The following is a 24,331-nucleotide window of genomic DNA, read 5'->3' as shown; positions in this document are numbered from 1 at the left end:
TGATCGACATCGCGTGATGCCTCCAGCCGCCACTTCGCTCCCCCTGGCCCCTGCCGGCGCATCCGCGCGCCGGCGGCGCCAGTCGGGCCAGGCGATCGTGTACCTGGTGGCGATGCTGCCGGTCATCTTCCTGAGTGTGCTGGTGGTCTACAACACCGCCACCGCGGCGCGCGAGAAGATGAAGCTGCAGAACACGGCCGACGCGGCCACCTACAGCGCCAACGTGCTCACGGCGCGCACCCTCAACTACCTGGCCTACACCAACCGCGCGATGGCCGCCAACGAGGCGAGCATCGCGACGCTGGCGAGCGTGCAGACCTCGATGGCCATGCTCATCACGAGCGCGGCCAACATCCAGGAGGGCCTGGTCGTCGCCGAGGCCATGAAGGGCATACGCAACCTGGAGCGCAGCCGGCTCCCGTTCGTGGGCCCGCTCTTCTTGCTGCAATGGGCGCTCATCAACGTGCCGCGTGCGCATAGGCTGCAGCGCACGGCCGACCGCATTGCCGGCTTCGTCGAGCCTTCGGCCAAGCCGCTGCAGATCGGGGCCGACATCCTTCGCGCGTTCAACCAGGGCATCTCGGCCAGCCAGGCCGTGATGCTGCTGGGCACGACGGCGCAGTTGCCGCAGCTGGTGAAGGATGTCGTCAACGCCAACGACCCCGATGCGTCGGTCCCGGCGGCCGAGACCACGATCTTCGTCATCAAGTTCGTGGCCGACGTGGGGACCTACCTGAAGACCTATCACCAGTCGGGCAGCCTCGGCTTCGACGACGAGGAGTTCAACGAGGTGCTGCGCTTCGCGCACGCCGCGCAGGCCACGCGCGACGACTGGACCAAGAACCGCCGCTTCCTGCCCAACGTGCTCGGCTGGGTCGCCTCGGGCATGTCCGGCGCGCTGCAGGGCATGGTCTCCAGCAGTCCGAATGCGCCACCGGGATTCGGCGGCATCACCGGCGCCATGATGGGCGGGCTCCTCGAGTGGAAGGGCGGCACCGAACTGGTCGCGACCGAAGGCATCGTGGGCGACGAGACCGGGCGCATTCGCTGGCAGTCGGCCGATTCGATCGAGATCAAGCTGCCCATCGGCGTGCTCTACACCGACCTCATCGGCGGCTGGGACGACATCGTGCGCGGCCGCTTCGGCCTGGGCGCGGGCGCGGCCGCCGCGGGCGGCCCCAACTACATGAAAAGCTGGGAAGGCCAGCGCCTTACCCTCCGCAGCTACGCCCGCGAGGGGCGCACCTACGGCGGCCTGAACGGCGAGGTCGGCGACACCGCGTACATGGAGCGCGAATCCTTCGAGCGCGCCGCCCGCGACCGCAACGGCGAGCTGCTGCTGGCCCCGATGGCGGTGCTGGTGTTCAACGCCAAGCTGCACTACAGCCCGCGCACCGACATCGGCATGGTCACCAAGAACTGGGCGATGCCCCGCTTCACCGAGATCAAGGACCACCCGCCGATGGTGGCCAACGAGTCGGACAACTGGCTCAAGGAAAACGGCTTCAGCGGTGCCAACCCGCTCAAGTGGGGCAAGAACACCGACAAGGGCCCGGCCTTCACGCTCGTGGTGCAGAAGGGCGGCGACAAGGTGCGCACGGGCGAGGTCGCCGGCTTCGGCAACTCCGCGGCCGACGGCAAGGCGGGCCTGCGCGACAACTTCCAGGGTCGCGAGATCAAGGCGCTGTCGACCTCGCAGGTCTACTTCCGCCGGCCGCAGGACCGCTGGGCGCGCCGCGACAACGCGGTGGCCGATCCCTCGACGATCGGCAAATACAACGTGGGCTTCGCCGGCGGCTACATCGAGCACCGCAGCCTGTTCAGCCCCTACTGGCACGTGCACAACGTGGAGCCGTCCCTGTGGGCGCGTGCCATCGCCATGGGCGGTGCGGCGGTCGGCGGCTCGGCCGACGAAGACAACGGCAACTGATGAAGGACGCCCGCGCATGACCCGCCCGCATCGACGCCTGCCCGGACGCCCGACACACGCGAGCACCGGCCACGCGATGGTCGAGACGCTGCTCATCGTGAGCTTCGCTGCGGTCACGCTGGCCGCGATTCCGGCCATTGCCGAGTACGGCACCAAGCGCATGCAGACCGTGGCCGCCGCCAAGCTGGTGGCCTGGCAGCGCACCGTGTGGATGCCGGAGGAGCAGGGCATCACCGCCGCGGAAGCCAAGGGCGCATCGGGCGCCATCAAGAAGACCGATGCGGAGGTCACGCGCGACCTGCGCCGCCACATCTTTCGCGACCGCTCGGCGCCCGGCATCTCCATCCACGCCGCCGACATCGCGGAGTTCGAGCCGATGCTGCCGGCCATCGACCAGCGCACCACCGCGGTCACCGCATCGAGCACGGCCGCGCCGTTGCCTTCGCTGCTCAATGCCAGCGACGTGGTGTTCGACGGCATCCGGGTGGCGCAGGCCGCGCTCGGCTCCAACGCGATCACCGGTCCGCTGGGCAAGTTCCAGATGGTGAGCAGCGGGTACCTGCGCCACGAGGTGAAGGTGAGCCAGACCTACACCCGGTTCAAGGACGTTCCCGCGCTGGACATGAGCGAGCAGGTCACCATGCTCACCGAAGCCTGGAACGCCGGCGGCACGAACCGCGAGGAAACCAAGATCCAGGGCCTGGTGCCGATGAAGCTGCTGGACGCGCCCTTCTACCAGCAGCTGCGCGGCGGCATGCACCAGACGGCCTACCAGATCAAGCAGATCTTTCCGGCCTTCGACATGAACAACCTCACCATGGGCTTCACGCCGGGCGACGCGCTCGAGAAGACGCCTCTGGACCGCTTCGAGCGCATCCCGCCCGGCGCCACCGGCGAGACCGGCGGCGACGGCGAGGCGAACGGCGGCAGCGTGAAGGACCACTTCCGCTACTACCGCGCCTTCCCGCCGACCCCCGTGGTCAACACGCTGCCCTGATGAGGCTCGCCGCGCCGTTTCTGCGATGGATCCTCGCCGCCGCATGGCTTTGCCTGTGCGCAGCGGCGGTTGCGGCGCCGCCGCAGCGCGACTGGCCCGCGATTCCATCGCCCGCGGGCGCCAAGACCTTCTGGATCGCCGAGTACATCGAGCAGAACACCATCCCCATGCAGATCCGCGGCATCGAGTCCACCGATTCGCTGGAGGTGGTTTCCCGCTTCTACGAGAAGTGGCTCTCCGACAAGACCGGCTACGGCGTGACCACCCTCGGCCCCATGCGCGTGCTCGGCGCGCGCTTCGGCCTCTACCAGGTCACGGTGCAGCTGCGCGCGGTTCCCTCGGGCACGGCGGGCCGGCTCGTGGCGGCGGTGGTCTACGACGAGGTCAAGAGCGAGCAGGCGCTGCGCGAGCGCGCCGAGCGCATCGGCAAGGGCTTTCCGCGCCCGGCCGGCTCGCAGGTGGTCTCGGACACGCTCTCGTTCGACGAGGGCCAGCGCAATCGCACCATCGTCGTCACCAACAACGTGAGCGTGGAGACCAACGCGCTCTACCTGCGCGAACAGATGATCCGCCTGGGCTGGACGCTGGTGCAGGACCGCACCCTGGAAGGCGGCACGCGCTCGTCGCTGGTGTTCCGCCGCAACAGCGAGGAGATGGCCGTGAGCATCTCCAGGCGCGACGACGGCTACTTCATCGTCGCCAGCCAGACCACGCCGGAATGAGAGCGACCGCCATGCGCCCGCGCCACCGCCGTCCTGCTTCTTCGTTCGCCCGCCGCGCCCAGCGCGGCCAGGTCATCACCGAATACGTGATCGTCGCCGGCATCCTGGCCGTGATGCTGTTCGCCACCTTCCCGGGCGCCGACCGCTCGGTGGTCGCGCTGCTCATCAAGGCCTTCCGCGATGCCTGGTCGACCTACTCGTACACCCTTTCCTATCCTTTGTAGCCAGGCATGAAATCATCTCCGGGACTCCTCAAGTTCAAGCAAAGCGTCAAACGGCTGTCCCCCCTGATCGGTGCCCTGATGCTGGGCCTTCTGGCCGCGGGCCTGGGCTGGTATTACCTGCGGGCCAGCGAGCGCGAAATCGCCGCCAGCCTGGAGAAGGATGCCGACAGCCAGCGCCGCGACGTGGTCGTGGCGAACCGTGCGCTGGGCGACGGCACCACCGTGCTGCCCACCATGGTGGCCAAGCGCTCGGTGCCCAACGAGTACGTGCACAACGACGCGATCACGCCCGAGACCTTCTCGCAGTTCGCGGGCCGCCAGCTCTCGGTGCCGGTGGCCGCGGGCAAGCCGCTGCTCGCATCGTTCTTCTCGGCGCCGCGCAAGGTGTTCGCGCAGGAGATCGAGCAGGGCGTGCGCGCCATCACCATTCCGGTGGACGAGATCAGCTCCATCTCGGGCATGCTGCGCGCCGGCGACCGCATCGACTTCATGTACATGGTCGAGAAGTCCGCGGCCAACGATCCCTCGGTGGTGATCCCGCTCCTGCAGGACGTGGAGGTGCGCGCCACCGGCCAGATCACCTCGGAGCAGTTCGCCGCGATGAGGAAGCGCTCCGACGTCTCGGCCGACACCGACCCCTACGCGCAGCAGCGCTACTCGACCGTGACCGTGGCGATCCAGCCGCAGGATGCGCAGAAGCTCATCCTGGCCCAGCGCCTCGGAAAGATCATCGCCACGCTGCGCAACCCCGAGGACCGGGCCACCATGACCAGCGGCGTCGATGCGGTCGACCTCGATGCCATCGTGGCCGGCTTCAGGCCGCAGCGCTCGCATGCGACGGCCGTGGCCAGCGGACCCTCGGGCCCGAGCGTCGAATACATCGTCGGCGGCACCGGCAACCGCGGCGCACCCCCTGCGCCCGGCCTGGGTGCCGCATTGCCGACCGGCGCCGCGCTGCCGCGCTGAAGCCCCATCGCCCTGAATGTCGCCCCGCGGGGCGGGCCCGATTTACTGATCTCCAGAAAAGTTCGATGAACCTCAAGCGATGCACTTTGGCAGCGACGGCGCTGTGTCTTGTTTTCCAGGCCGAGGCGCAGGGTCCGTACCCCGGCGCGCCGGCAGCATCGCCTGTGCCCCTGGGCACCGTGGCACCCGCGCCGCCGGCGTTCTCGTCGCCGGGCTCGCCGGCGGCGGCCCGCGCTGAAAGCTCGCCGGGCATCCGCCCGCCCGCGCCACCGCCCTCGCAGGCCTCCATCACCGAGGCCGAGCTGCAGCGCATCGCCGCGCGCGCCACCGTGCTGCAGCGCCTGCCCGATCTGCTCACGCTCTATGTCGGCCAGATGGCGCTGGTCAAGATGCCGGGCGTCTCGCGCGTGGCCATCGGCAACGGCAAGGTGCTGGAGGCGCGCGTGCTCGATGGCGCGAACATGCTCATCACCGCGCAGGACGCGGGCGACAGCACGCTGCATGTCTGGGACAAGAACGGCACCGTGCGCAAGCTCAAGGTGCGGGTGAACGTGGTGGACCTGGAACGCATCGCCGACGAATTGCGCGAGATCACGCGCGGCATCTCGGGCGTGAACATCCGCCGCATCGGCGAGCGCATCATCATGGACGGCAACAGCCTCGATCCGGCCGCGGTCGAGCGCCTGAACACGGTGGCGCAGCTCTATGCGCCCGCGGTGGTATCGCTGGCCACGGCCGACCGCATCCGGGTGGACCGCATGGTGGACATCCAGGTGCGCATCGTCGAGTTCAGCAAGACCGCACTGGACGACCTGGGCGTGCGCTGGCAGAGCTCGGGCGACGGCTTCAACTTCGGCCTGTTCTCGGACATCGCCTCCAGTGGCAGCTACCGCATCCTGCCAGAGGGCTCGGCCTTCAACACCTCCACGCCGCAGGGCACGGCGCTGCTGGGGCAGAACCGGCGCATGCCCGAGGCCTACTTCGGCATCGGCCTGAGCCTCACCTCGCGCATCAACCTGCTGGTGCAGCGCGGCAACGCCTTTCTGCTCGCCTCGCCCAACCTCTCCACGCGCAGCGGCGGCGAGGCCAAGTTCCTGGCCGGCGGCGAGATTCCGCTGCCTGCGCTCAGCACGCAGGGGGCGGGCTCGGTCGAATTCAAGCCCTACGGCGTGCGCCTGAACATCAAGCCCATCGCCGATGGCGAGGGCAACGTGTCGGGCAGCATCCTTACCGAAGTGAGCAGCATCGACCGCAGCGTGGCGGTGCAGGGCATTCCGGGCCTGCTGATCCGGCGCACCGACACCGAGTTCAACGTGAAGGCCGGCGAGACCATCGTGCTGTCGGGCCTCCTGAGCCGCGAATCGACGCGCTCCAGCGACGGCGTGCCCGGCCTGCGCAAGACGCCGATCATCGGCCGCGCCTTCCGTGCCGACAACGACACCGACAAGGAGCAGGAGGTGGTGGTGTTCATCACGCCGCGCGTGGTCGGCCCGGCGGACAGCCGGCAGCGCATCGAGCGCTCGCGTCAGCTCGAGCAGGACGTGGGGAGCAACTTCGGCACGTTGACCGAGGACAAGTCGGACCCCAACGGCTCGCGCCCGCCGGCGGCGGCCGCGGACATCGGCGGCATTCCGGCCGGCACGCCCGGCCAGCCCGTCGCCCCTTGAGATAGCGCCACCATGCACAAGGTCTTCGTCAATTCCCCGCAGCAGGTCGTGCGCGAGGTCCCGATCGATGTCGCGGAGCTCCAGGTCGGCAAGGACGCCGGCAACCACATCGTGCTGTCGGGCTGGAACGTCGCCAAGCTGCACGCCCAGTTCGTGCTGCACGACGAGGAGGTGTTCGTGCAGGACCTGGGCAGCCTCTTCGGCACCTGGGTCGACGGCAACCGCGTGACGCGCTTCGGCCCGATGAAGGGCGGCGAGGAAATCATCATCGGCGGCCACACGCTGGTGGTGTCGCTGGACACGGCGCTCAAGCCCGCGGGCGCCGATCCGCAAGACGCGGCCGAGGCCGCGCAGTACGCCGAGGCGGCGCTCGCCATCGAGGACCCGCTGCTGCAATGGCGCCGCTCGCTGCACCGCACGCTGCTGCAGCAACTGGACAACCGCCGCATCGACACCGCGCAGATGAAGGACGAGGAGCTGCGCTCCAACATCCGCGCGCTGATCGCCGAGATCATCCGCGACACGCGCGAGTTGCCGGTCGACATCGATCGCGCGCTGCTCAGCCAGCAGCTGCTGGACGAAGCCATCGGCCTCGGCCCGCTCGAGGTGCTGCTCAAGGACGAGAGCGTGACCGAAGTGATGGTCAACCGCTTCGACGAGATCTGGATCGAGCGCGCCGGCCGGCTGGAGCGCACCAACGTCGCCTTCACCAGCAACATCGCGGTGCTCGGCGCCATCGAGCGCATCGTGACACCGCTGGGCCGCCGCATCGACGAGAGCTCGCCGATGGTGGATGCGCGGCTGAAAGATGGCTCGCGCGTGAACGCGATCATTCCGCCGCTCGCGCTGCGCGGGCCCAGCGTCACGATCCGGAAATTTCCGAAGAACCGCATGGGCCACGAGGGGATGATCCGCACCGGCTCCATCACCGCGCAGATGGTGGAGTTCATGCGCATCGCGGTGGAGGAGAAGCTCAACATCATCGTCTCGGGCGGCACGGGCACCGGCAAGACGACGCTCTTGAACATGGTGTCGAACTTCATCCCGCCCAACGAGCGCATCGTGACCATCGAGGATGCGGCCGAACTCTCGCTGGGGCAGCCCAACCTGGTGTCGCTCGAATCGCGGCCGGCCAACATCGAAGGCAAGGGCGCCATCGCGATTCGCGACCTGGTGCGCAACTCGCTGCGGATGCGGCCCGACCGCATCGTGGTGGGCGAGTGCCGCGGCGGCGAGGCGCTGGACATGCTGCAGGCCATGAACACCGGCCACGACGGCTCGCTCACCACGCTGCACAGCAACTCGCCGCGCGATGCGATGTCGCGGCTGGAGGTGCTGGTGACCATGGCGGGCATGAACATCCCGGTGGCGGCGATCCGCGAGCAGATCGCCTCGGCGGTCGACCTGATCGTGCAGCTCACGCGCTTTCCGTGCGGCAGCCGCAAGGTCACGCAGATCACCGAGATCACCGGCTTTGCCGACGGCATGATCCAGATGCAGGACGTGTATGCCTTCCGCAAGACCGGGGTCGACGACAGCTTCAAGACCATCGGCCACTTCACCGCCGCGGGCACCGTGCCCGAGTTCTTCACGCGCCTGCAGGAGCACGGCCTGAAGCTCGACCTGGAATACCTCTTCGGGGAGACCGTGCCATGAAGGGAATGATCCTGCTGGCCTCCGTGCTCTGCGGCATGGGCTTCATCACGCTGTGCGGCTACCTGCTTTTGCAGCGCTCGCCGGAGCTGGTCGGCAAGATGATGTCCAAGCTGCAGGCGAGCGGCCGCCGCACGCTGAACCTGTCGGAGTTCCAGGCGCAGCACGCGGTGGCCTTCGCCTCGGGCCATGCGTTCCTGGTGGCGCTGTGCGGCGCGATCGGCTGGCTCATCTCGGGCAACCTCATCGGTGGCGTGGTGGCGGCGGTGGTGCTGTATCTGTTGCCCGCGCGTTGGTTCGCATGGCAGCGCAAGAAGCGCCGCCAGCAGATCGAATCGGAGCTGCCCGATGCGCTGCTCTTCATTGCGAGCGCATTGCGCGCCGGCAGCGCGCTCTCGGTCGCGATCCAGGTGCTGGTGCGCGACCAGGTCGGGCCGCTCGGCCAGGAGTTCGGCCTGGTGCTCAAGGAGCAGCGCCTGGGCGTGAGCTTCGACGATGCGATCCAGAAGATGTCGCAGCGCCTGGGCATTCCCGACTTCGTGCTGGTGGTGGTGGCGCTGCGCGTCTCCAAGGAAGTGGGCGGCAATCTCTCGGAGCCGCTGCAGGTGCTGGCCGAGACGCTGCGCAGGAAGGCCATTCTCGAAGGCCGCATCAAGGCGCTGACGGCGCAGGGCCGCATCCAGGGCCTGGTGATGACGCTCTTTCCGCTGTTGCTGATGGGCGTGCTCTACCTGATGCAGCCGACCATGTCGCTCCTGTTCACCACGACGATCGGCTGGGTCGTGCTGACCGTGATCGCCATCATGCTGATGCTGGGCTACGCGATGATCCGCAAGATCGTGGCGATCGACATTTGAGGAAATCGCCGCCATGCGCTCGCTGATCCTCCTGGCCATCATCTTCCTGTGCGCGACCACGGGTGTGATCCTGCTGCTCTACATGATCTCGCTGATCCGCAAGGCCCGGCCTTCGGAGCGCACGCACATGGACCCGCTGCCGCGCATGCTGCGGCTGGTGTGGCCGGTGGTGAACATCCTGCAGTTCCATGTGTCGGAGATCGCGCCGACCTCGATGCTGGTCAAGCGCAAGCGCCAGCTGCAGCTCGCGGGCCTGGAGTTCGTGCTCAAGGCCGAGGAGTTCATCGCGGTGCAGTGCGTGTCGATGCTCATCGTCGCCGCACTCGGCCTCTGGACCGCGGGCCTGCTCGACGCCACCGCCGGCACCAAGGTCTGGGTCACGCTCGCATCCTGCGTGACGGGATGGCTCTACCCGGTGATGTGGATGCGCGACCGCCGCAAGCGCCGCGAGAAGGACATCCTGCGCACGCTGCCCGGCTACCTGGACATGATCACGCTGTGCTGCCAGGCCGGCCTGAGCCTCACCGGCGCCATCGCGCAGGCGGTGCAGAAGGGACCGGGCGGCGCGCTCGGCCAGGAGTTCGACCGGATGATGCGCGAGATGCGCACCGGCGCAAGCCGCATGGACGCGCTCAACGCGCTGGCCGATCGCCTGGACAACAAGCACATCAAGAGCCTGGTGTCGAACCTCACGCAGGCCGAGTCGCTGGGCGCGAGCCTGGCCGACACGCTTTCGGCCATTTCGGACCAGCGCCGCACCGAGCGCTTCCAGATGGCCGAGAAGCTCGCGATGGAAGCGCCCGTGAAGATGATCGGGCCGCTGGTGATCTTCATCTTCCCGGTGACCTTCATCATCATCTTCTTCCCGCTGGTGATGCAGTTCCTCGAAACGCAGAACCACTGACCTCACCGCAACCGCGACACCACCGATGCGCATCGTCTCCCTCCGCTCCCCCCAGGCCCAGCCCTTCGGTCCCGTGCGCGTGGCCGAGCGCGGGTGGGACCGCACGCGCGGGCTGCTCGGGCGGCCGCGCCTGGCCGCAAGCGAGGGTTTGCTGATCATGCGCTGCAGCTCGGTGCACACGGTGGGCATGCGCTATCCGATCGACGTCGTCTTTCTCGACCGGCACGGCGGCATCGCGCGCGTGGTCGAGAGCCTGCGCCCGATGCGCATGGCCATGTGCCTGGGTGCGGCCAGCGTGCTCGAACTGGCGGCGGGCCAGGCGAGGCGGCTCGCGCTGCGTCCGGGGTTGAAGTTGTCGGGCTGGTAAACACACTCAAGGAGATCCAGGCAATGCGATCCTCTCTTCACAATCGCCGCCTTGCGCGGCCGCAGCGTGGCGTCTCCATGACCGAGACCATGATCGCGCTGCCGGTGCTGATCCTGTTCGTGATGTGCGTGGTGCAGTTCGGCCTCATCTACCGCGCGCGCCTCACGCTGGAATATGCCGCGCACGAAGCCGCGCGCGCGGGCTCGCTCAACAACGGCATGCCGCTGCCCTTCATCTTTCGCATGGGCAACTCGACCGTGCCGGGCCTCTCCACGCTCAACAGCGCGGCACTGGAGCTCACCACCAACGCACTCACGCGCGGAAGCGTGTGGCAAGGATTGGTCAAGGGCATGATGCCGCTGAACGTGCGGGAGGCCAGCGTGGGCGGCATGTTCAAGGGCTGGATCGACACCAACACCGACCTGATCCAGTCGGCCTGCATCGAGTACCTGAACCCGACGCAGACCACCTTCATCGACTGGGCCTTCATCGAGAACTTCGGCCAGAACCGCTGGATCATGCAGATTCCCAACGACACCATGCGTTACCGGAAGCCGCTGCCCTACGACTTCAAGGCCAAGGCCATGAGCACCACCGTGGGCATCGGCGATCCGCTGCCGCCCGATGCCGAGCTGCGCGGCAACGTGTCGAACAAGACGCTGGGCGAGGCCAGCGTGCTGCACCTGCGCGTGCACTACGGCTACCGCCTCGGGATTCCGGTGGCCAACAAGATCATCCTCACCGCGCTCAAGGGCTACCAGTTCGTGGGCGAGGCGTGGTTCAAGCTCATGTCCACCGACGGCGCCACCGCACCCGGCACCGATTTCCGCCTCAACCAGCTGGACGCCTACTACATCGCCAACGGCAAGATCCCGTTGTCGGCCGAGGGCGTGGCGGGCATGGAGTCGCCGATGTTCTGGCACCCGTTCTATTCGTTCGGCCCCCGGGGCGACCGCAGCATCGAGCTGCAGTGGGACCCGGCATGGAGCAACAATCTGGGCATCAACGTGCTGGAGAAACCGCAGGACGCCATGACCAACATCTTCGCCTTCGTGCGCAACAACAGCACCGAGTGGGCCTCGCAGCTCCTGGCCAGCGGCGTCGATGCGCTGGCCGACAAGGTGGGCGACGGCAACTCCTTCTGCCCGGCCATCTGGGACGCCTCGGTCAAGGGCCAGTTGGACAAGGTGCCGAACCCGGGCAAAGCGCCCTGATGCAAGAAGCAGCAGTGCACGAGGGGGACGGCGCGGGTGCCGCGCAGGGCGTGCAAGTTGCGCGCGGGGCGGGCGCATTGGCGCTCTGCGCATCGACGATCTTCGTTTCGGCATTCCTGCTCTTCCTGGTGCAGCCGCTGATCGCGCGGCAGATCCTGCCGTGGTTCGGCGGCTCGGCGGCCGTGTGGACGCTGTGCCTGGTGTTCTTCCAGGTCGTGCTGCTCGTCGGGTACTTCTATGCCGACCGGCTCTCGCGCCGGCCGCTGCGCACGCAGGCCATCGTGCATGCGCTCCTCTTGCTCGCGGCCTGCGCGATGCTGCCGGTGATTCCCGATGCGGCGTGGAAGCCGACCGGGCAGGGCGACCCCTCGGCGGGCGTGCTCGCGGTGCTGGCAGCCACCATCGGGCTGCCGTACCTCGCGGTGTGCACCACCGGGCCGCTGGTGCAGAGCTGGGTCGCGCGGCTGCATGCGGGCGATGCGCCGCGGCAGGCGAAGGTCTACCGGCTCTTTGCGCTGTCGAACCTCGCGGCGCTGGCGGCGCTCGTCGTGTATCCCTTCGTGCTGGAGCCGGTGTTCGCGCTGCGCGCGCAGGCCATCGCGTGGTCGGTGGGCTTCGGGTTGTTCGCGGTGCTGGCAATCGTGTCGGTGATGGCCGTGGGGAAGGCGCAGCCGATGCGACGGGCGCGAACGGGCGACGAAGCGGCGGCACCCACGGCGGCTGTGCCGCCGGCACCGCTGTCGTGGTCCGACCAGTTGCTGTGGCTGGTGTTGGCTGCGCTCGGCACGGTCGCGCTGCTGGCGGTGTCGGCGTTCATCACGCAGGACATCGCCTCGGTGCCGATGCTGTGGATCGTGCCGCTCGCGCTGTACCTGCTGAGCTTCGTGCTGTGCTTCGACAGCGACTTCTGGTATCGGCGCTGGCTCTTCTGGCCCGCGGTGCTGCTGCTCACGCCGGTGATGGGCTGGTACCTGAACACGCCGCAGCGTTCGCTGCCGATCGCCGCGGCCATCGGGCTCTACTGCGCGGGCCTTTTCGCGATCTGCATGTTCGCGAACGGCGAACTCGCACGCGCGCGGCCCGGGCCCGAACGCCTCACGCGCTTCTACCTGCTGCTGGCGCTGGGCGGTGCGGTGGGCGGCATCTTCGCGGGCGTGGTCGCGCCGCACTTCTTCAACGGCTACTGGGAGCTGCCGATGAGCCTGGCGGTGCCGGGGCTGATCGTGCTGTGGCTCACGCGCGGGCGCCAGCAATGGGTGTGGGCGGTGTTCGCGTTCGCCATCGTGGTGGGCTTTGCAGCGTTCCTGCGAATGGACGCGGTGGCCGTGTCGCTCAACGTGCTGTATGCGACGGTGAGCGCGCTGGCGCTCTTCGCGGTGGGCTACACCGCGTGGCGTGCACGCTCATGGCCGGCGGCCGCGGGTCTTGCCGGCGCACTGGCCTCGGTGGCGGTGGTCTGGCTCTCGGTGTACAGCGTGCTCGAAGCCGACAACCGCACGATGCTGCGCGTGCGCAATTTCTACGGTGCGCTGCGCGTGGAGCAGTTCGGCATTCCGGGCGCGCTGACCGCGTCGCGCCGGTTGATGCACGGAGTCATCTCGCATGGCGAGCAACTGCAGGGCGCGGTGCAGCGGCGCCTGCCGAGCACCTACTACGGACCGAAGTCCGGCGCCGGCCTGGCGCTGCTCACGAACCGCAGCGAGACACAGCGCGTGGGCGTGATCGGCCTCGGCGTGGGCACGCTGGCGGCCTACGGGCGCGCCGGCGACACGGTGCGCTTCTACGAGATCAACCCGCGCGTGACGGCGGCGGCGCGCTCGCATTTCACCTACCTCGCCGATTCGCCCGCAACGGTCGAAGTCGCGCAGGGCGATGCGCGCCTCTTGATGCAGCAGGAGCTCGATGCGCAGGGTTCGCAGCGCTTCGATGTGATCGTGGTCGATGCCTTCTCCGGCGATGCGATCCCGATGCACCTGATGACGCGCGAGGCGCTGGCGCTCTACAGCAGGCACCTGCTGCCCACGGGCGTGATCGCTTTCCACATCAGCAACCGGCACCTCTTGCTCGCGCCGGTGGTCAAGCGCCTGGCCGAGGATGCGGGCATGCAGGCGCTGCGCGTTCATTTCGAGCCCGTGCCGGGCAACCTCACGCTCGAACATTCGTCGGAATACGTGCTGCTCACGCGCGACCAGCGCTTCCTGAATGACCCTGTGATCCGCGAGCGCGGCGAGGCCATCGATGCCGCGGGTGTGACGACCTGGACCGACGACCACAGCAACCTGTTGGCCGCGCTGCGGTGGACGGTCAAGCCCTGAGCTGAAGGACGAAGAAAGGGTCAGGCCGCCGCGTCGTGCCAGCGCCCGAGCAGCCGCGCCACCGCACGCACGCGCTGCGTGTCGCGCCCCCAGCGGCGGCTCGCGGGCAGCCTGCGCGCCCACTTCATGCGGCGCGCCGCATTCGCGATGCGCTCGCGCACTTCCTCGTTCACCGTGGCGAGCGCGGCATGCCAGTGCTGGCCCGCCGCCTGCGGCGCTGCGGCCTCGAGCATCATGGCCGTCGAGTGCAGGTAGCTGAGCCAGTCGCGCGCCTGGCATTCGGCCAGCGTCATGACCTCGGCGGGGTCATCTTCGAAATCGATGTAGCCGATCACGCCGTCGGGGCACTGCACGAGGTTGCGGTCGAAGGCCTGGCTCAGGTGCTGGCCGCGCATGTGCACGGCTGCAATGGCCGCGAGTCCTTCGCGCCACACGGCGAGCAGCGCGGCGGGGCCGGCTGCGGCGGCCTGGTCCAGGCGCTCCTGCAGCACGACGGTGGCACGGCCGCTCTCGCCGAGGTCGGAGATCAAGATGCCGTCGGGTTGCTGCGCGAGCACCGTGGGCACGCGCAGGCCCGCAGCCGCAAGCTGCTTCAGGCGCCGCGCCTCGGTGGCGATGGCGGCTTCGCCGCCCGGGTTGGGCACCGGCTTGATGATGTCCAGCCGCACCATGCGCGCGACCGCCGCCATCACGCGGTAGCCCCACTTGCCGTGGCGCGGCCCGGCTTTCTTCAGCCACACGCGCTCGCTGCCGAGCCGATGGCTGGCGACGTTCTTCTCTTGCTTGGGCAGGGTGATGCGCAGGAACTCGGCGTAGTCGCCGGGTGCCGGCGGGTTGGGCAGCGCATCGAGCGGCGCCGGCGCCGAAGCCGCGCCTTTCGCGCTGTGCAGGCGCGTCGAAGCGCCTCGTCTCAGTGGATTCATCAGGTCGGTACCTCCGCACGTCGTGCTGCGGTACAAGCTTGCTTGGGGCGGCCCGGCGCTGCGCTCATGCGGCCATTGCAAAGCCCGGGGCGAAGCCATAAGGCCCCTGCGTCACGGGCTGGAAACTCTCTGCACTGGCCAGCGGCCAGTAGGTACGAAAGACATTGTGCTGCGCGTCGAGCGGGCCGAGCAGTGCGCCCGGCTGCACCTGCATCACCAGGTTGCTCAACAGGCGCACCTCGGTGTCGGAGATGCGGCGCACGATGTGGTGCGCGGTGATCTGCTGCGGGTGGTCGAGGCCCGCGGCCTGCACCAGTTCCTGCAGCGCATGCAGCGTGCTGCGGTGGAAGTTGCGCACCCGGTCGGCCTTGGTCGGCACCACCAGCGCCTGCTGGCGCAGCGGGTCCTGCGTGGTCACGCCCGTGGGGCAGTGGCCGGTGTGGCAGCTCTGCGCCTGGATGCAGCCCAGCGCCATCATGAAACCGCGTGCCGCGTTGCACCAGTCGGCGCCCAGCGCCATCATGCGGGCCACGTCGAAGGCGGTGATCACCTTGGCCGCGCAGCCGATCTTGATGCGGTGGCGCAGGTTCACGCCGATGAGCGTGTTGTGCACGAGCAGCAAACCTTCTTGCAGCGGTGCGCCCACGTGGTCGCTGAATTCGACCGGCGCCGCGCCCGTGCCGCCCTCGGCACCGTCGACCACGATGAAGTCGGGCGTGATGCCCGTCGCCTGCATCGCCTTGACGATGCCGAACCATTCCCATGGATGGCCGAGGCAGAACTTGAAACCCGTCGGCTTGCCGCCCGAGAGCTCGCGCAGCTTCGCGATGAAATGCATCATCTCCGTCGGCGTGGAGAACGCACTGTGCGAGGCGGGCGAGATGCAGTCCACGCCCACCGGCACGCCGCGCGCCGCGGCGATCTCGGGCGTGACCTTGGGGGCCGGAAGCACGCCGCCGTGGCCGGGCTTGGCGCCCTGGCTCAGCTTGATCTCGATCATCTTCACCTGCGGGTCGCGCGCGTTGGCGGCGAAGCGCTCGGCGTTGAAGCTGCCGTCGTCGTTGCGGCAGCCGAAGTAGCCCGAGCCGATTTCCCAGATCAGGTCGCCGCCGTGCACCCGGTGATGCTGCGAGATCGAGCCCTCGCCGGTGTCGTGCGCGAAGCCGCCCATCTTGGCGCCCTGGTTGAGCGCGAGGATCGCGTTGGCCGACAGCGCACCGAAGCTCATGGCCGAGATGTTGAACACGCTCGCGCTGTACGGCTGGGTACAGACCTGTGCCGGGTTCGCATCGGCCGGCTGCGGCGTGCCGCCGATCACGATGCGGAAATCGTGGTTCGCGAGCTTGGTGGGCTGCATCGAATGGTTGATCCACTCGTAGCCCGCAATCGTCACGTTCAGTTGCGTGCCGAACGGCCGGTTGTCTGGATCACCCTTGGCGCGCTGGTAGACCAGCGATCGCTGCGCGCGCGAGAAGGGTGCTGCTTCGGAGTCGCTTTCGATGAAGTACTGCCGCATCTCGGGCCGGATGAATTCCAGCAGAAAGCGCAGGTGGCCGATGACCGGGTAGTTGCGCAGGATCGCGTGCCGCGCCTGCCGCAGGTCGTGGATGCCGGTACCTGAAAGTACCGCGAACACCGCCAAGCCGATCCACGCGAGCCACAGATGCGGCGACACCAGCACGAAGGCCAGGCAGGCGACCAGGCCGACCACACACAAGGCAAAGGCGCTGTAGCGCGCCGGAAACGGAATAATCGTGGGCATAGAAATAGATGACTCCGGGAGCCTGCTGCATCATAGAGGGCTGCCCCGAACCTGCCATGACGACTTCCCCCCCTACCCCCGAGACCCCACAGCCCCCCGCCGCGCCCGCCCAGGAACCCCTCGGCCCCGACGATTTCGATGCCCTGGACACCGCGCTCGACGCCATGCGCGAGCACGACGAGGAAATCCCCCAGTGGGAGTTCTGCGAGGGCTTCATGGCCGCGCTGATCTGCACCCGCCGGCCCATCGAGCCCACCGAATACTGGCCCGTGCTGCTGGGCGACAACTTCGTGCCGGCCCGGCACATGGAGTTCGTCTGGAACTGGAAGCGCCGCTGGCGCGAGATCGAAGAGGGCCTGGACGCCCCCGTCGAGTCGCTGGACGACGAACGCAGCTGGCAGCCCGAGGTGCTCGACACCCGCGGCGCCATCGCCTCGCTGCCCGAGGAAGAGCGCGCCGAAGTGGCCGGCGAGGAGATCCCCTCGTTCGCGCAGGTGTGGGCGCTCGGCTTCATGTACGCGGTCGAGAACTGGCCCGACGACTGGGCCACCCCGCGCGACAAGGATGCCGCGCAGATGCTGGACGACGCACTCGACAACATCGTCGCGCTCACCGAGGACGACACCGCCAAGCCCACGCTCTCGATGTACAGCGACGACGCGCCGCCCAGCGTGAGCCAGCAGCGGCTGGACGACTTCGGCGCCGCCATCTGGGCGGTGTACGACCTGCGCCAGCTCTGGAAGAGCCTGGGACCGAAGGTCGAGACGATCCGCAAGGAGGCGACCCCGGGACGCAACGATCCGTGCCCTTGCGGCAGCGGGAAAAAATACAAGAAGTGCCACGGTGAGTGACTGGGGGACAAGAGCGCCCCCAATGACCCCCGCAGCAGAACCCCTGACACCCCGCACCGCCTGGATCATGGTCCTGGCACTCTGCGCCGGGGTCGCACTGAGCCAGGCCTTTCGCACAGTCGGCGCGATCATGGCCAGTCCGCTGCAGACTGATTTCAAACTCTCCGCCCAAGCCCTCGGAATCTTCTCGGGGGCTTTTCATTTCGCCTTCGGCGCGATGCAGCTCTTCATGGGCATCGGCATCGACCTGCACGGTGTGCGCCGCACGGTGCTCGTGGCTTTTCCCATCGCCATCGCGGGCGCGCTGCTCTCGGCCGCGTCGTCCAGCTACCTTGTGTTGGTCGCGGGACAGGCGCTGATCGGCGTGGGCTGCGCGCCGGCCTTTCTGGTGTGCACCGTCTTCATCGCGCGGCACTTTCCGGCGGCGCGCTTCGCCACCGTGTCGGGCATGGTGCTCGCCATCGGCGGCATCGGCATGCTGGCCACCGGCACGCCGCTCGCGTGGCTGGTGCAGGCGTATTCGTGGCGCGCGGGTTTTCTCGTGCTGGCCGTCGCGGCTGCGCTCGCGTGGCTCGCGATCTGGTACTGGGTGCACGAGCCCGCGTCCGCCGTGCCGCAGGTGAAAGAGTCGATTCCCGAGGCGATCCGCCAGTTCGGCGCACTGTTCGCGATGCCGCACACGCTCGGCATCATGGTGCTCGGCGCGGTGACGTATGCCGCCTTCATCTCGCTGCGGGGTCTCTGGCTCGGGCCGCTGATGATGGAGCGCCACGGCTACTCGCTGGTGCAGAGCGGCAATGTCGCGCTCGCGGTGTCGGTGATCTCGCTGGTCGGTGCGCCGCTGTTCGGACGCCTCGACCGCGACGGTGCATCGCGCCGCCGCTGGATCGTGATCTGCGGGCTGGTCTACGCCGCGCTCTTCGCGCTCATCGCCGTGCTGCATTCGGCGTGGCTCGACATCTTCGGCATGGTGCTGATCGGCGTGCTCTCGGGCTTCATCGTATGGCAGTACGCCGACGTGCGCGTGGCCTATCCGGTCACGCTCACCGGCCGCGCGATGGCCGTCTTCACGATGGCGATGTTCCTCGGCGTCGCGCTGATGCAATGGGGCACCGGCGTTGCAGCGTCCATTGCCGCGGCGCATGGCGGCGATCCGCTCACGGCGGTGCTGGCCACCATCGCCACGCTGCTGGTGATCGGCATCGCGGCCTTCGCGTGGCTGCCCGCGCCGAAGGCCGTCGCCGTCAGATCTTGAAGGCGCGCTGAATATCGGGCCGCACGAGGTCGGCGTATTCGCGGTGCTTGCGGATGTAGCCCGCAATGAACTGGCACACCGGAATCACATGCAGCCCCTTCGTGCGCGCCTCGCCGAGCACGTGCTTCGCAATGCCCGAGCCCACGCCCTTGCCTTCGAATTCAGGCAGCACCTCGGTGTGGGTGAACATGATCGCGTCGGTCAGCAAGTTGTATTCGGCGTAGCCCGCGAGCTTGCCGTCGATGGCGGCTTCGTAGCGGTGGGCTGCTTCGTTGGAGGTGAAAACGATGTCGTTGTTGCTCATGAGGGTTGGCTCGAAAGAAATTTGGAAAGATTGCTGGCCGCTGTGGCGCGCACCTTCTTGCGCAGCATCGGCGTCCAGCCTAGCAAAAGGCCCGGCGTGCCGAGCGCCTGGCGCGACCAGGTCCAGAACGGGAAGGTGTCGCGGTGCGTGGCGATCAGCCCCTCGGGCGTGAAGGTGAAGCGCGCGTCGATGCTGTTGTCCACCAGCCGGCCGGTGGCGCTGAAGCGGTAGTGCGCGTCCCAGTGGGCGCTGCCCGTGGTGTCGTCGGCCTGCACGTCGCGAAAGGTCATGCGCCAGACGTCCGCACCCTTGGCCTTGGTGGCGGTGGCCAGCATGCGCCACATGCCGCCCACCTCGCGCCGCCCGCGCAGGGAAAAGGCCTCGTCGTCGAACACCGCATCGGGCGCGTAGCAGGCCTCCATGGTGGCGGCGTCGAGCTTGGCGAACGCGCTGTAGAAGCGCTCGATGGTCTGGGCATTGGTGGCTGCTGTCATGAGGCCTCTTGGAGTTTTGGGGGGGATTCGCAGGAGAAGTCAGATCGACGCCGGGATGTTGCGCGCGAGGAAATCATAGACGGCGCGGATGCGCCGGTCGGTGCGGATCTCGCGGTGCACCGCGAGCCACACCGGCAGCGACGGGATCTTCAGTTGCGGCAGCACGCGCTGCACCTGGCTGTCGGTGCGTGCGAGCGATTCGCTCACGAAGCCGATGCCCATGCCCTGGCGCAGCGCCTCCCAGTAGGCGCCCATGTCGTCGGTGCGAAAGCAGAAGTCCTCGCGCTGCAGCGGCGTTCCGAGCTGTGCAGACATACGCACGATGGTGTCGATGCGGTCGTAGCCCAGCACGTCGTGCCGCAGCAGTTCGGCCGTCTGGCGCGGCGTGCCGCGTCGGCGCAGGTAATCGACATGCGCGAAAGCGCCGAGCGCGAAGCGCCCGATGCGCCGCGCCACCACCGTGGCGGTGGTGGGCTGCGTCATGCGGATCGCGATGTCGGCCTCGCGCCGCAGCAGGTTGCTGACCTCGTTGGTCGACACCAGCTCGACCTGGATCTCCGGCAGTTCCTGCCGCATGCGCACCAGCAGCGCCGGCAGCATCTGGCGCGCCGTGGCCTGGCTTGCCGAGATGCGCACCGTGCCCGCGGTGGTGGCGTTGGCGCCCGACACACTGCGCGACAGCGAGACCGCGCCGCTTTCCATGGCCCGCGCCGATTCGGCCAGGCGCGCGGCCATGGCCGTCGGCCGCAGGCCCCTGCCGGTGCGCTCGAACAACACCACGCCCAGTTGGGTTTCGAGCTCGGCGATGTGCCGCCCCAGCGTCGGCTGGCTCGACCCCAGCGCGCGCGAGGCGGCCAGCAGGCTCCCGTGATCCAACGCGGCGAGGAAGGCGCGCACCAGTCGCCAGTCGAAATCGAGGTTGCTGTCCAGGCCCACGTATTCAGTTCCGCATAGCAGGTATCAAAAGTTGACGCATTGTGAATTGAAAGGCGACTTTCGATAATGCGGCAATGGACGAACGAAGAAATTTTGTCCGGCTGCTGGGAGGCGGTGTGGTGGTGGCTGCAGGCGCGGTTGCTCTGGCAACCTGGTGGCTGCACTCCGACATCCCGGCTGCCGCACTCGAGATATGGAACGGGCCGGGCAACGAGCCCGATGTGCGCAGGCGCGCCGTGGCCTATGCGGTTACCGCGCCCACCGCCTACAACTGCCAGCCGTGGCTGGTGGACCTGCGCGAGCCCGACGCCATCGTTCTCTATTGCGACCGCGAGCGCCTGCTGCCCGAGACCGATCCCTACGGCCGACAGGCCCTCATCGGCCATGGCGCCTTCATCGAACTGCTGGTGATGGCGCTGGCCCAGCAGGGCATCCTGGCCAGCGTGCAGCTGTGGCCGCAGGGGGAATTGCCCCTGGAGCCGCGGCACTGGCCGCACGTGCCGGTGGCGCGGCTGCGGCTGTCGGGCGGCGGCGCGCCCGATCCGCTGTTCGCGCAGGTGCTGCGGCGCCGCACGCCGAAGCAGCGCTTCGACACCGGCCGGCCGGTGTCTGCCGACATGCTGCAGGGGCTCACCGCCATCGCGCCCGCGGGCGGCACGGTGCAGGCCGACGGCACGGTCGACATGGCCCGCGTGCGGGTGCTGCGCAAGCTTTGCGCGGCGGCCGCGCGCGTGGAGATCGCCACGCCCGCCACCGCCCTGGAGAACCTGCGGATGCTGCGCGTCGGGCCGCAGGAGATCCTGGAGCACCGCGACGGCTTCTCGCGCAACGACCCGGCGCTGCGCCTGGCGATCGCGCTGGGGCAGTTCGACCGCGACGTGCCCGCGCCGGAAGACAGCGAGTCGTTCAAGCAGACCCTCCAGGTGTTCGAGGACCAGGCCAACACGGCCATGGGCTTTGTCTGGCTCAGCACGCGCGGCAACAGCCGCACCGACCAGATCGCCGCAGGCCGCGCCTATGTGCGCCAGCAGCTGCGCGCCACCGACCTGGGCGTGGGCCTGCACCCGATGAGCCAGTCGCTCGAGGAATTCGCGGAGATGGCACCGCACCACGCGGCGGCGCACGACCTGCTGCTGGGTACGGAGCCGCCGCGCAATGCGCGCAGCCCGACGCTGCAGATGATGTGCCGCCTCGGCTACCCGATGTCGCCGGTGCCCGCGGCACCGCGCCGGGCCATCGGCGATTTCATGATGACTTGAGGGCGCTGCGGGCTTATTCGCCCAGCAGCGTCACCAGCGTCTGGAGCGCGTAGTGCACCGTGGCCGCGCGCACCGTGGCGCGGTCGCCGTCGAAGCGGCGGCGCTCGGTGCGGATCTGCCCGTCAACGCACCAGCCGAACCACACCGTGCCGACCGGCTTTTCGGGCGTGCCGCCCGTGGGGCCGGCAATGCCGGTCACCGCGATGGCAGCGCGCGACGGGGCCGAGCGCGCGATGGCGCCCAAGGCCATGGCGCGCGCCACCGGCTCGCTGACCGCGCCGTGGGCATCGATCAACGCCGCATCGACGCCCAGCAGCTCGGTCTTCGCCGCGTTGGAATAGGTGATGAAGCCGCGCTCGAACCATGCGCTCGAACCCGCCAGTTCGGTGCAGGCCGCGGCGATCAGGCCGCCGGTGCAGCTCTCGGCGGTGGAGAGCATCCAGCCTTTTTGCAGCAGCCGTTCGGCCACCGCCGCGACCAGCGCGGGCGTGTCCTGGTCGGGGAGCGGCGACGACAACGTCGAAGGAAAAGAAGAATCCATGGTGTTCACCAGGCGCGCCAGAGTGCAATGACCAGGAGCGTGCAGAAGGCCGCCACCAGGTCGTCGAGGATGATGCCGAAGCCTGCGCGCCACCAGCGCACCTGGGTGGCATCGCGCTGCTTGAACAGCGCATCGGCCCAGGCGACGGGGCCGGGCTTGGCGGCGTCGAAGAAGCGGAACAGGCCGAAGGCGATGGCCTGCGCGAAAAGGCCGGCCGGCGTGACCAGCCAGAGCACGATCCAGAAGGCGACGACCTCGTCCCACACCACGGCGCCGGGGTCGGCAAGGTTCATGTCGCGCGCGGTCACCGTGCAGGCCCACCAGCCGATGGGAAGCGACGCCAGGATGATCCAGCCGATGGTGGCCGGCGTGAACCACAGCTGCATCACCGCGAAGGCGACCCAGGCCCAGAGCGTGCCCACGGTGCCGGGCGCGAAGCGCGGCAGCCCCGAGCCGAAGCCCAGCGCGATGGCGTGCGCCGGGTGCCCGAACAGAAAGCGCACGGTGGGGCGGCGGATCGAGGGTTGGGGCATGGCGCCGGAAGCGGTGGCGTGAGAGGAAGAAGAAGGAGAAGCGGCTTGCATCAGGCCCGAAGTGTCGCGCATCCGGGCGTCGGGCGATTCAGGGCTTGGCTTTATTTATCAAAGCAATAGCTTGTTTAATTGGCCGTCGGCGCCTAGGATCCGGGCTCCTTTCCAGCCTTTCGGGTTCGCCATGCCGCCTGCCGCTTCTTCTTCCTCCACCGCCGATCCTTCCTTGATTTCGCCGCCGGCTACGGCCGGATGGGGCGAGCTCTTCACCGGCCGCAACGGCTGGCGCGCGCTGGCGCTCACCGGGGGCGTCGCGCTGCATGCGGTCAACGTCCACATCGTGACCACGGTGCTGCCCTCGGTGGTGCGCGAGATCGGCGGGCTCGACTGGTACGCATGGAGCACCACGCTCTTCGTGGTGGGCTCGATCCTCGGGGCGACGCTGTCGGTGCGGCTGCTCGCGGTGCTCGGCCCGCGCGGCGCGTGCCTCGCCGCGCTGGCCGTGTTCACCGCCGGCTCGATGGGCTGCGCGCTCGCGCCGGCGATGCACTGGATGCTCGCCGGCCGCACGGTGCAGGGGCTGGGCGGCGGCATGCTCGCGGCGCTGAGCTACGCGTTGATCCAGCTGGTGTTCGCGCAGCGGCTGTGGCCGCGCGCGGTGGCGCTGGTGTCGGGCATGTGGGGCGTCGCCACGCTGTGCGGGCCGGCGGTGGGCGGGCTGTTCGCGCAATCGGGGCACTGGCGCTGGGCTTTCTGGTTCCTGCTGCCGGTGGCCGCCGCGCAGGCGTTGCTGGTGGGGGTGCAGTTGCGGCCAGGTGCCGGCGTGCATCACGCCAGGCCGTCGAACATGCCGCGCATTCCGGCCCCGCAGATCGGCTTGCTGGCCACCTCGGTGCTGGTGATCGCGGCGGGCGGACTCCTGTCCGACCTGGCCTTGCAGGCGGCGGGCGTGGTGCTCGGCCTGGGCATCGGCATCGTCGCCACGCGCGTCGATCGCCAGGCCACGGTGCGGCTCCTGCCGACCGGCGCGTACATGTTGGGCGCGCCGCTGGGCGCCATCTACGCGAGCGTCGCGCTGCTGCTGATCGGCACGACCACCGAGATCTTCGTGCCGTACTTCCTGCAATTGCTCCATGGCCATTCGCCACTCGCGGCGGGCTACCTCACGGCCGCCATGGCCGGCGGCTGGAGCGCGGGCTCGCTGCTGTCGTCGGGGCGCACCGGTGCGGGCGCCGACCGCATGCTGCGCGCCGGTCCCGTGGCCTGCACGCTGGGGCTCGTGGCGTTGGCGCTGCTGCTGCCGTTCCCCGGGCATCTGGGCGCGGGCTTCGAGACCGTGCTGGTTGCCGTGGCGCTCGCCGTCGTGGGCGCGGGCGTGGGCATTGGTTGGCCGCACCTCGTGACGCGGGTGCTGTCGCTGGCGCCCAAGGGAGAAGAGGGGCTGGCCTCCGCCTCGATCACCACGATCCAGCTCTACGGCATGGCCGTGGGCGCCGCGGTGGCGGGGCTGGTGGCCAATGCGGCGGGGCTCATGCTGCCGGGTGGCGTGGTGGGTGCGCAGTCGGCGGCCGTGTGGCTCTTCGCGAGCTTCGCGCTCGCTCCCGCGCTGGCCGCACTGCTGGCGTACCGGGTGGTCGCACCGCGCGGTTGGTGAGCCGCG

Annotated in this window: 23 protein-coding genes; 16 read left to right on the top strand and 7 right to left on the bottom strand. The window is 68.8% G+C overall.

Annotated elements, in window-relative coordinates; genetic code table 11:
* The first annotated feature begins 16 nt into the window (after window positions 1-16).
* The 12 genes from J2W23_RS15255 to J2W23_RS15200 all read left to right on the top strand — a co-directional run bounded on the left by J2W23_RS15255 (window position 17) and on the right by J2W23_RS15200 (window position 13,816).
* The gene (locus J2W23_RS15255; RefSeq protein ID WP_307649324.1) at window positions 17-1,930 is read left to right on the top strand and encodes a TadE/TadG family type IV pilus assembly protein; all 1,914 of its coding nucleotides are present in this window, start codon (window positions 17-19) and stop codon (window positions 1,928-1,930) included.
* Between the two features lie 16 nt (window positions 1,931-1,946).
* Complete coding sequence (locus tag J2W23_RS15250; RefSeq protein WP_176660829.1) at window positions 1,947-2,927, top strand: hypothetical protein; 981 nt, start codon at window positions 1,947-1,949, stop codon at window positions 2,925-2,927.
* Window positions 2,927-3,649 (top strand): hypothetical protein, encoded by a 723-nt coding sequence (locus tag J2W23_RS15245; protein ID WP_176660830.1) that lies wholly within the window; start codon window positions 2,927-2,929, stop codon window positions 3,647-3,649. The genes J2W23_RS15250 and J2W23_RS15245 overlap by 1 nt, the downstream gene beginning before the upstream one ends.
* A gap of 11 nt (window positions 3,650-3,660) precedes the next feature.
* Window positions 3,661-3,873 carry a hypothetical protein gene (locus J2W23_RS15240; protein ID WP_176660831.1) on the top strand — a complete coding sequence of 71 codons (213 nt, stop codon included), beginning with the start codon at window positions 3,661-3,663 and terminating at the stop codon, window positions 3,871-3,873.
* A 6-nt stretch (window positions 3,874-3,879) separates the two neighbouring features.
* Window positions 3,880-4,839, top strand: a complete 960-nt coding sequence (gene cpaB, locus J2W23_RS15235; RefSeq protein ID WP_176660832.1) for a Flp pilus assembly protein CpaB — start codon at window positions 3,880-3,882, stop codon at window positions 4,837-4,839.
* Between the two features lie 65 nt (window positions 4,840-4,904).
* Window positions 4,905-6,506 (top strand): type II and III secretion system protein family protein, encoded by a 1,602-nt coding sequence (locus J2W23_RS15230; protein WP_307649323.1) that lies wholly within the window; start codon window positions 4,905-4,907, stop codon window positions 6,504-6,506.
* Between the two features lie 12 nt (window positions 6,507-6,518).
* Entirely contained in the window at window positions 6,519-8,162 is a 1,644-nt protein-coding gene (locus tag J2W23_RS15225; protein WP_176660834.1) for an ATPase, T2SS/T4P/T4SS family, read from the top strand.
* Window positions 8,159-9,016, top strand: a complete 858-nt coding sequence (locus tag J2W23_RS15220; protein WP_080898132.1) for a type II secretion system F family protein — start codon at window positions 8,159-8,161, stop codon at window positions 9,014-9,016. Before J2W23_RS15225 ends, J2W23_RS15220 begins: the two co-directional genes overlap by 4 nt.
* A gap of 13 nt (window positions 9,017-9,029) precedes the next feature.
* Complete coding sequence (locus tag J2W23_RS15215) at window positions 9,030-9,920, top strand: type II secretion system F family protein (protein ID WP_176660835.1); 891 nt, start codon at window positions 9,030-9,032, stop codon at window positions 9,918-9,920.
* 25 nt (window positions 9,921-9,945) lie between these two features.
* Entirely contained in the window at window positions 9,946-10,287 is a 342-nt protein-coding gene (locus J2W23_RS15210) for a DUF192 domain-containing protein (protein WP_176660836.1), read from the top strand.
* A gap of 77 nt (window positions 10,288-10,364) precedes the next feature.
* The gene (locus J2W23_RS15205; RefSeq protein WP_307649322.1) at window positions 10,365-11,501 is read left to right on the top strand and encodes a TadE family protein; all 1,137 of its coding nucleotides are present in this window, start codon (window positions 10,365-10,367) and stop codon (window positions 11,499-11,501) included.
* Window positions 11,501-13,816 carry a spermidine synthase gene (locus tag J2W23_RS15200; RefSeq protein ID WP_307649321.1) on the top strand — a complete coding sequence of 772 codons (2,316 nt, stop codon included), beginning with the start codon at window positions 11,501-11,503 and terminating at the stop codon, window positions 13,814-13,816. The genes J2W23_RS15205 and J2W23_RS15200 overlap by 1 nt, the downstream gene beginning before the upstream one ends.
* A 20-nt stretch (window positions 13,817-13,836) precedes the next feature.
* Here the strand turns inward: J2W23_RS15200 and J2W23_RS15195 are convergent, their stop codons facing one another.
* Together J2W23_RS15195 and J2W23_RS15190 are read right to left on the bottom strand one after the other, a co-directional pair.
* Complete coding sequence (locus J2W23_RS15195) at window positions 13,837-14,739, bottom strand: hypothetical protein (protein ID WP_307649320.1); 903 nt, start codon at window positions 14,737-14,739, stop codon at window positions 13,837-13,839.
* 64 nt (window positions 14,740-14,803) lie between these two features.
* Window positions 14,804-16,501, bottom strand: coding sequence for an FMN-binding glutamate synthase family protein (locus J2W23_RS15190; RefSeq protein ID WP_176660840.1), 1,698 nt, complete (start codon window positions 16,499-16,501; stop codon window positions 14,804-14,806).
* Between the two features lie 56 nt (window positions 16,502-16,557).
* Between J2W23_RS15190 and J2W23_RS15185 the strand changes: the two genes are divergently transcribed.
* Together J2W23_RS15185 and J2W23_RS15180 are read left to right on the top strand one after the other, a co-directional pair.
* Window positions 16,558-17,352, top strand: coding sequence for a UPF0149 family protein (locus J2W23_RS15185; RefSeq protein ID WP_307649319.1), 795 nt, complete (start codon window positions 16,558-16,560; stop codon window positions 17,350-17,352).
* A 22-nt stretch (window positions 17,353-17,374) separates the two neighbouring features.
* Window positions 17,375-18,607 carry an MFS transporter gene (locus J2W23_RS15180; RefSeq protein WP_307649318.1) on the top strand — a complete coding sequence of 411 codons (1,233 nt, stop codon included), beginning with the start codon at window positions 17,375-17,377 and terminating at the stop codon, window positions 18,605-18,607.
* On the opposite strand, the gene J2W23_RS15175 is transcribed toward J2W23_RS15180, so the two are convergent.
* Genes J2W23_RS15175 through J2W23_RS15165 form a run of 3 tightly spaced genes read right to left on the bottom strand, consistent with a single transcriptional unit; the run spans window position 18,597 to window position 20,341 of the window.
* Window positions 18,597-18,911, bottom strand: a complete 315-nt coding sequence (locus J2W23_RS15175) for a GNAT family N-acetyltransferase (RefSeq protein ID WP_013538979.1) — start codon at window positions 18,909-18,911, stop codon at window positions 18,597-18,599. The two genes, J2W23_RS15180 and J2W23_RS15175, sit on opposite strands and share 11 nt — an antisense overlap.
* Complete coding sequence (locus tag J2W23_RS15170; RefSeq protein WP_307649317.1) at window positions 18,908-19,405, bottom strand: nuclear transport factor 2 family protein; 498 nt, start codon at window positions 19,403-19,405, stop codon at window positions 18,908-18,910. Before J2W23_RS15170 ends, J2W23_RS15175 begins: the two co-directional genes overlap by 4 nt.
* A gap of 39 nt (window positions 19,406-19,444) precedes the next feature.
* Complete coding sequence (locus J2W23_RS15165; protein ID WP_176660844.1) at window positions 19,445-20,341, bottom strand: LysR family transcriptional regulator; 897 nt, start codon at window positions 20,339-20,341, stop codon at window positions 19,445-19,447.
* 74 nt (window positions 20,342-20,415) lie between these two features.
* Here J2W23_RS15165 and J2W23_RS15160 point away from each other — a divergent pair, with 74 nt between their 5' ends.
* Window positions 20,416-21,600 (top strand): Acg family FMN-binding oxidoreductase, encoded by a 1,185-nt coding sequence (locus J2W23_RS15160; protein WP_307649316.1) that lies wholly within the window; start codon window positions 20,416-20,418, stop codon window positions 21,598-21,600.
* Window positions 21,601-21,613: 13 nt separating this feature from the next.
* Here J2W23_RS15160 and J2W23_RS15155 read toward each other — a convergent pair whose 3' ends face one another.
* Together J2W23_RS15155 and J2W23_RS15150 are read right to left on the bottom strand one after the other, a co-directional pair.
* Complete coding sequence (locus tag J2W23_RS15155) at window positions 21,614-22,141, bottom strand: CinA family protein (RefSeq protein ID WP_307649315.1); 528 nt, start codon at window positions 22,139-22,141, stop codon at window positions 21,614-21,616.
* A gap of 5 nt (window positions 22,142-22,146) precedes the next feature.
* On the bottom strand, window positions 22,147-22,674 hold the full coding sequence (locus J2W23_RS15150) for a phosphatidylglycerophosphatase A family protein (RefSeq protein ID WP_307649314.1): 528 nt from the start codon (window positions 22,672-22,674) through the stop codon (window positions 22,147-22,149).
* 181 nt (window positions 22,675-22,855) lie between these two features.
* Here J2W23_RS15150 and J2W23_RS15145 point away from each other — a divergent pair, with 181 nt between their 5' ends.
* The gene (locus tag J2W23_RS15145; RefSeq protein ID WP_307649313.1) at window positions 22,856-24,325 is read left to right on the top strand and encodes an MFS transporter; all 1,470 of its coding nucleotides are present in this window, start codon (window positions 22,856-22,858) and stop codon (window positions 24,323-24,325) included.
* Window positions 24,326-24,331 lie beyond the last annotated feature (6 nt).

Source organism: Variovorax boronicumulans, assembly GCF_030812215.1.
GTDB lineage: Bacteria > Pseudomonadota > Gammaproteobacteria > Burkholderiales > Burkholderiaceae_C > Variovorax > Variovorax boronicumulans_C.
Note: the sequence above shows the minus strand (reverse complement) of the source record. Positions and strands in the feature narration are given on the sequence as shown.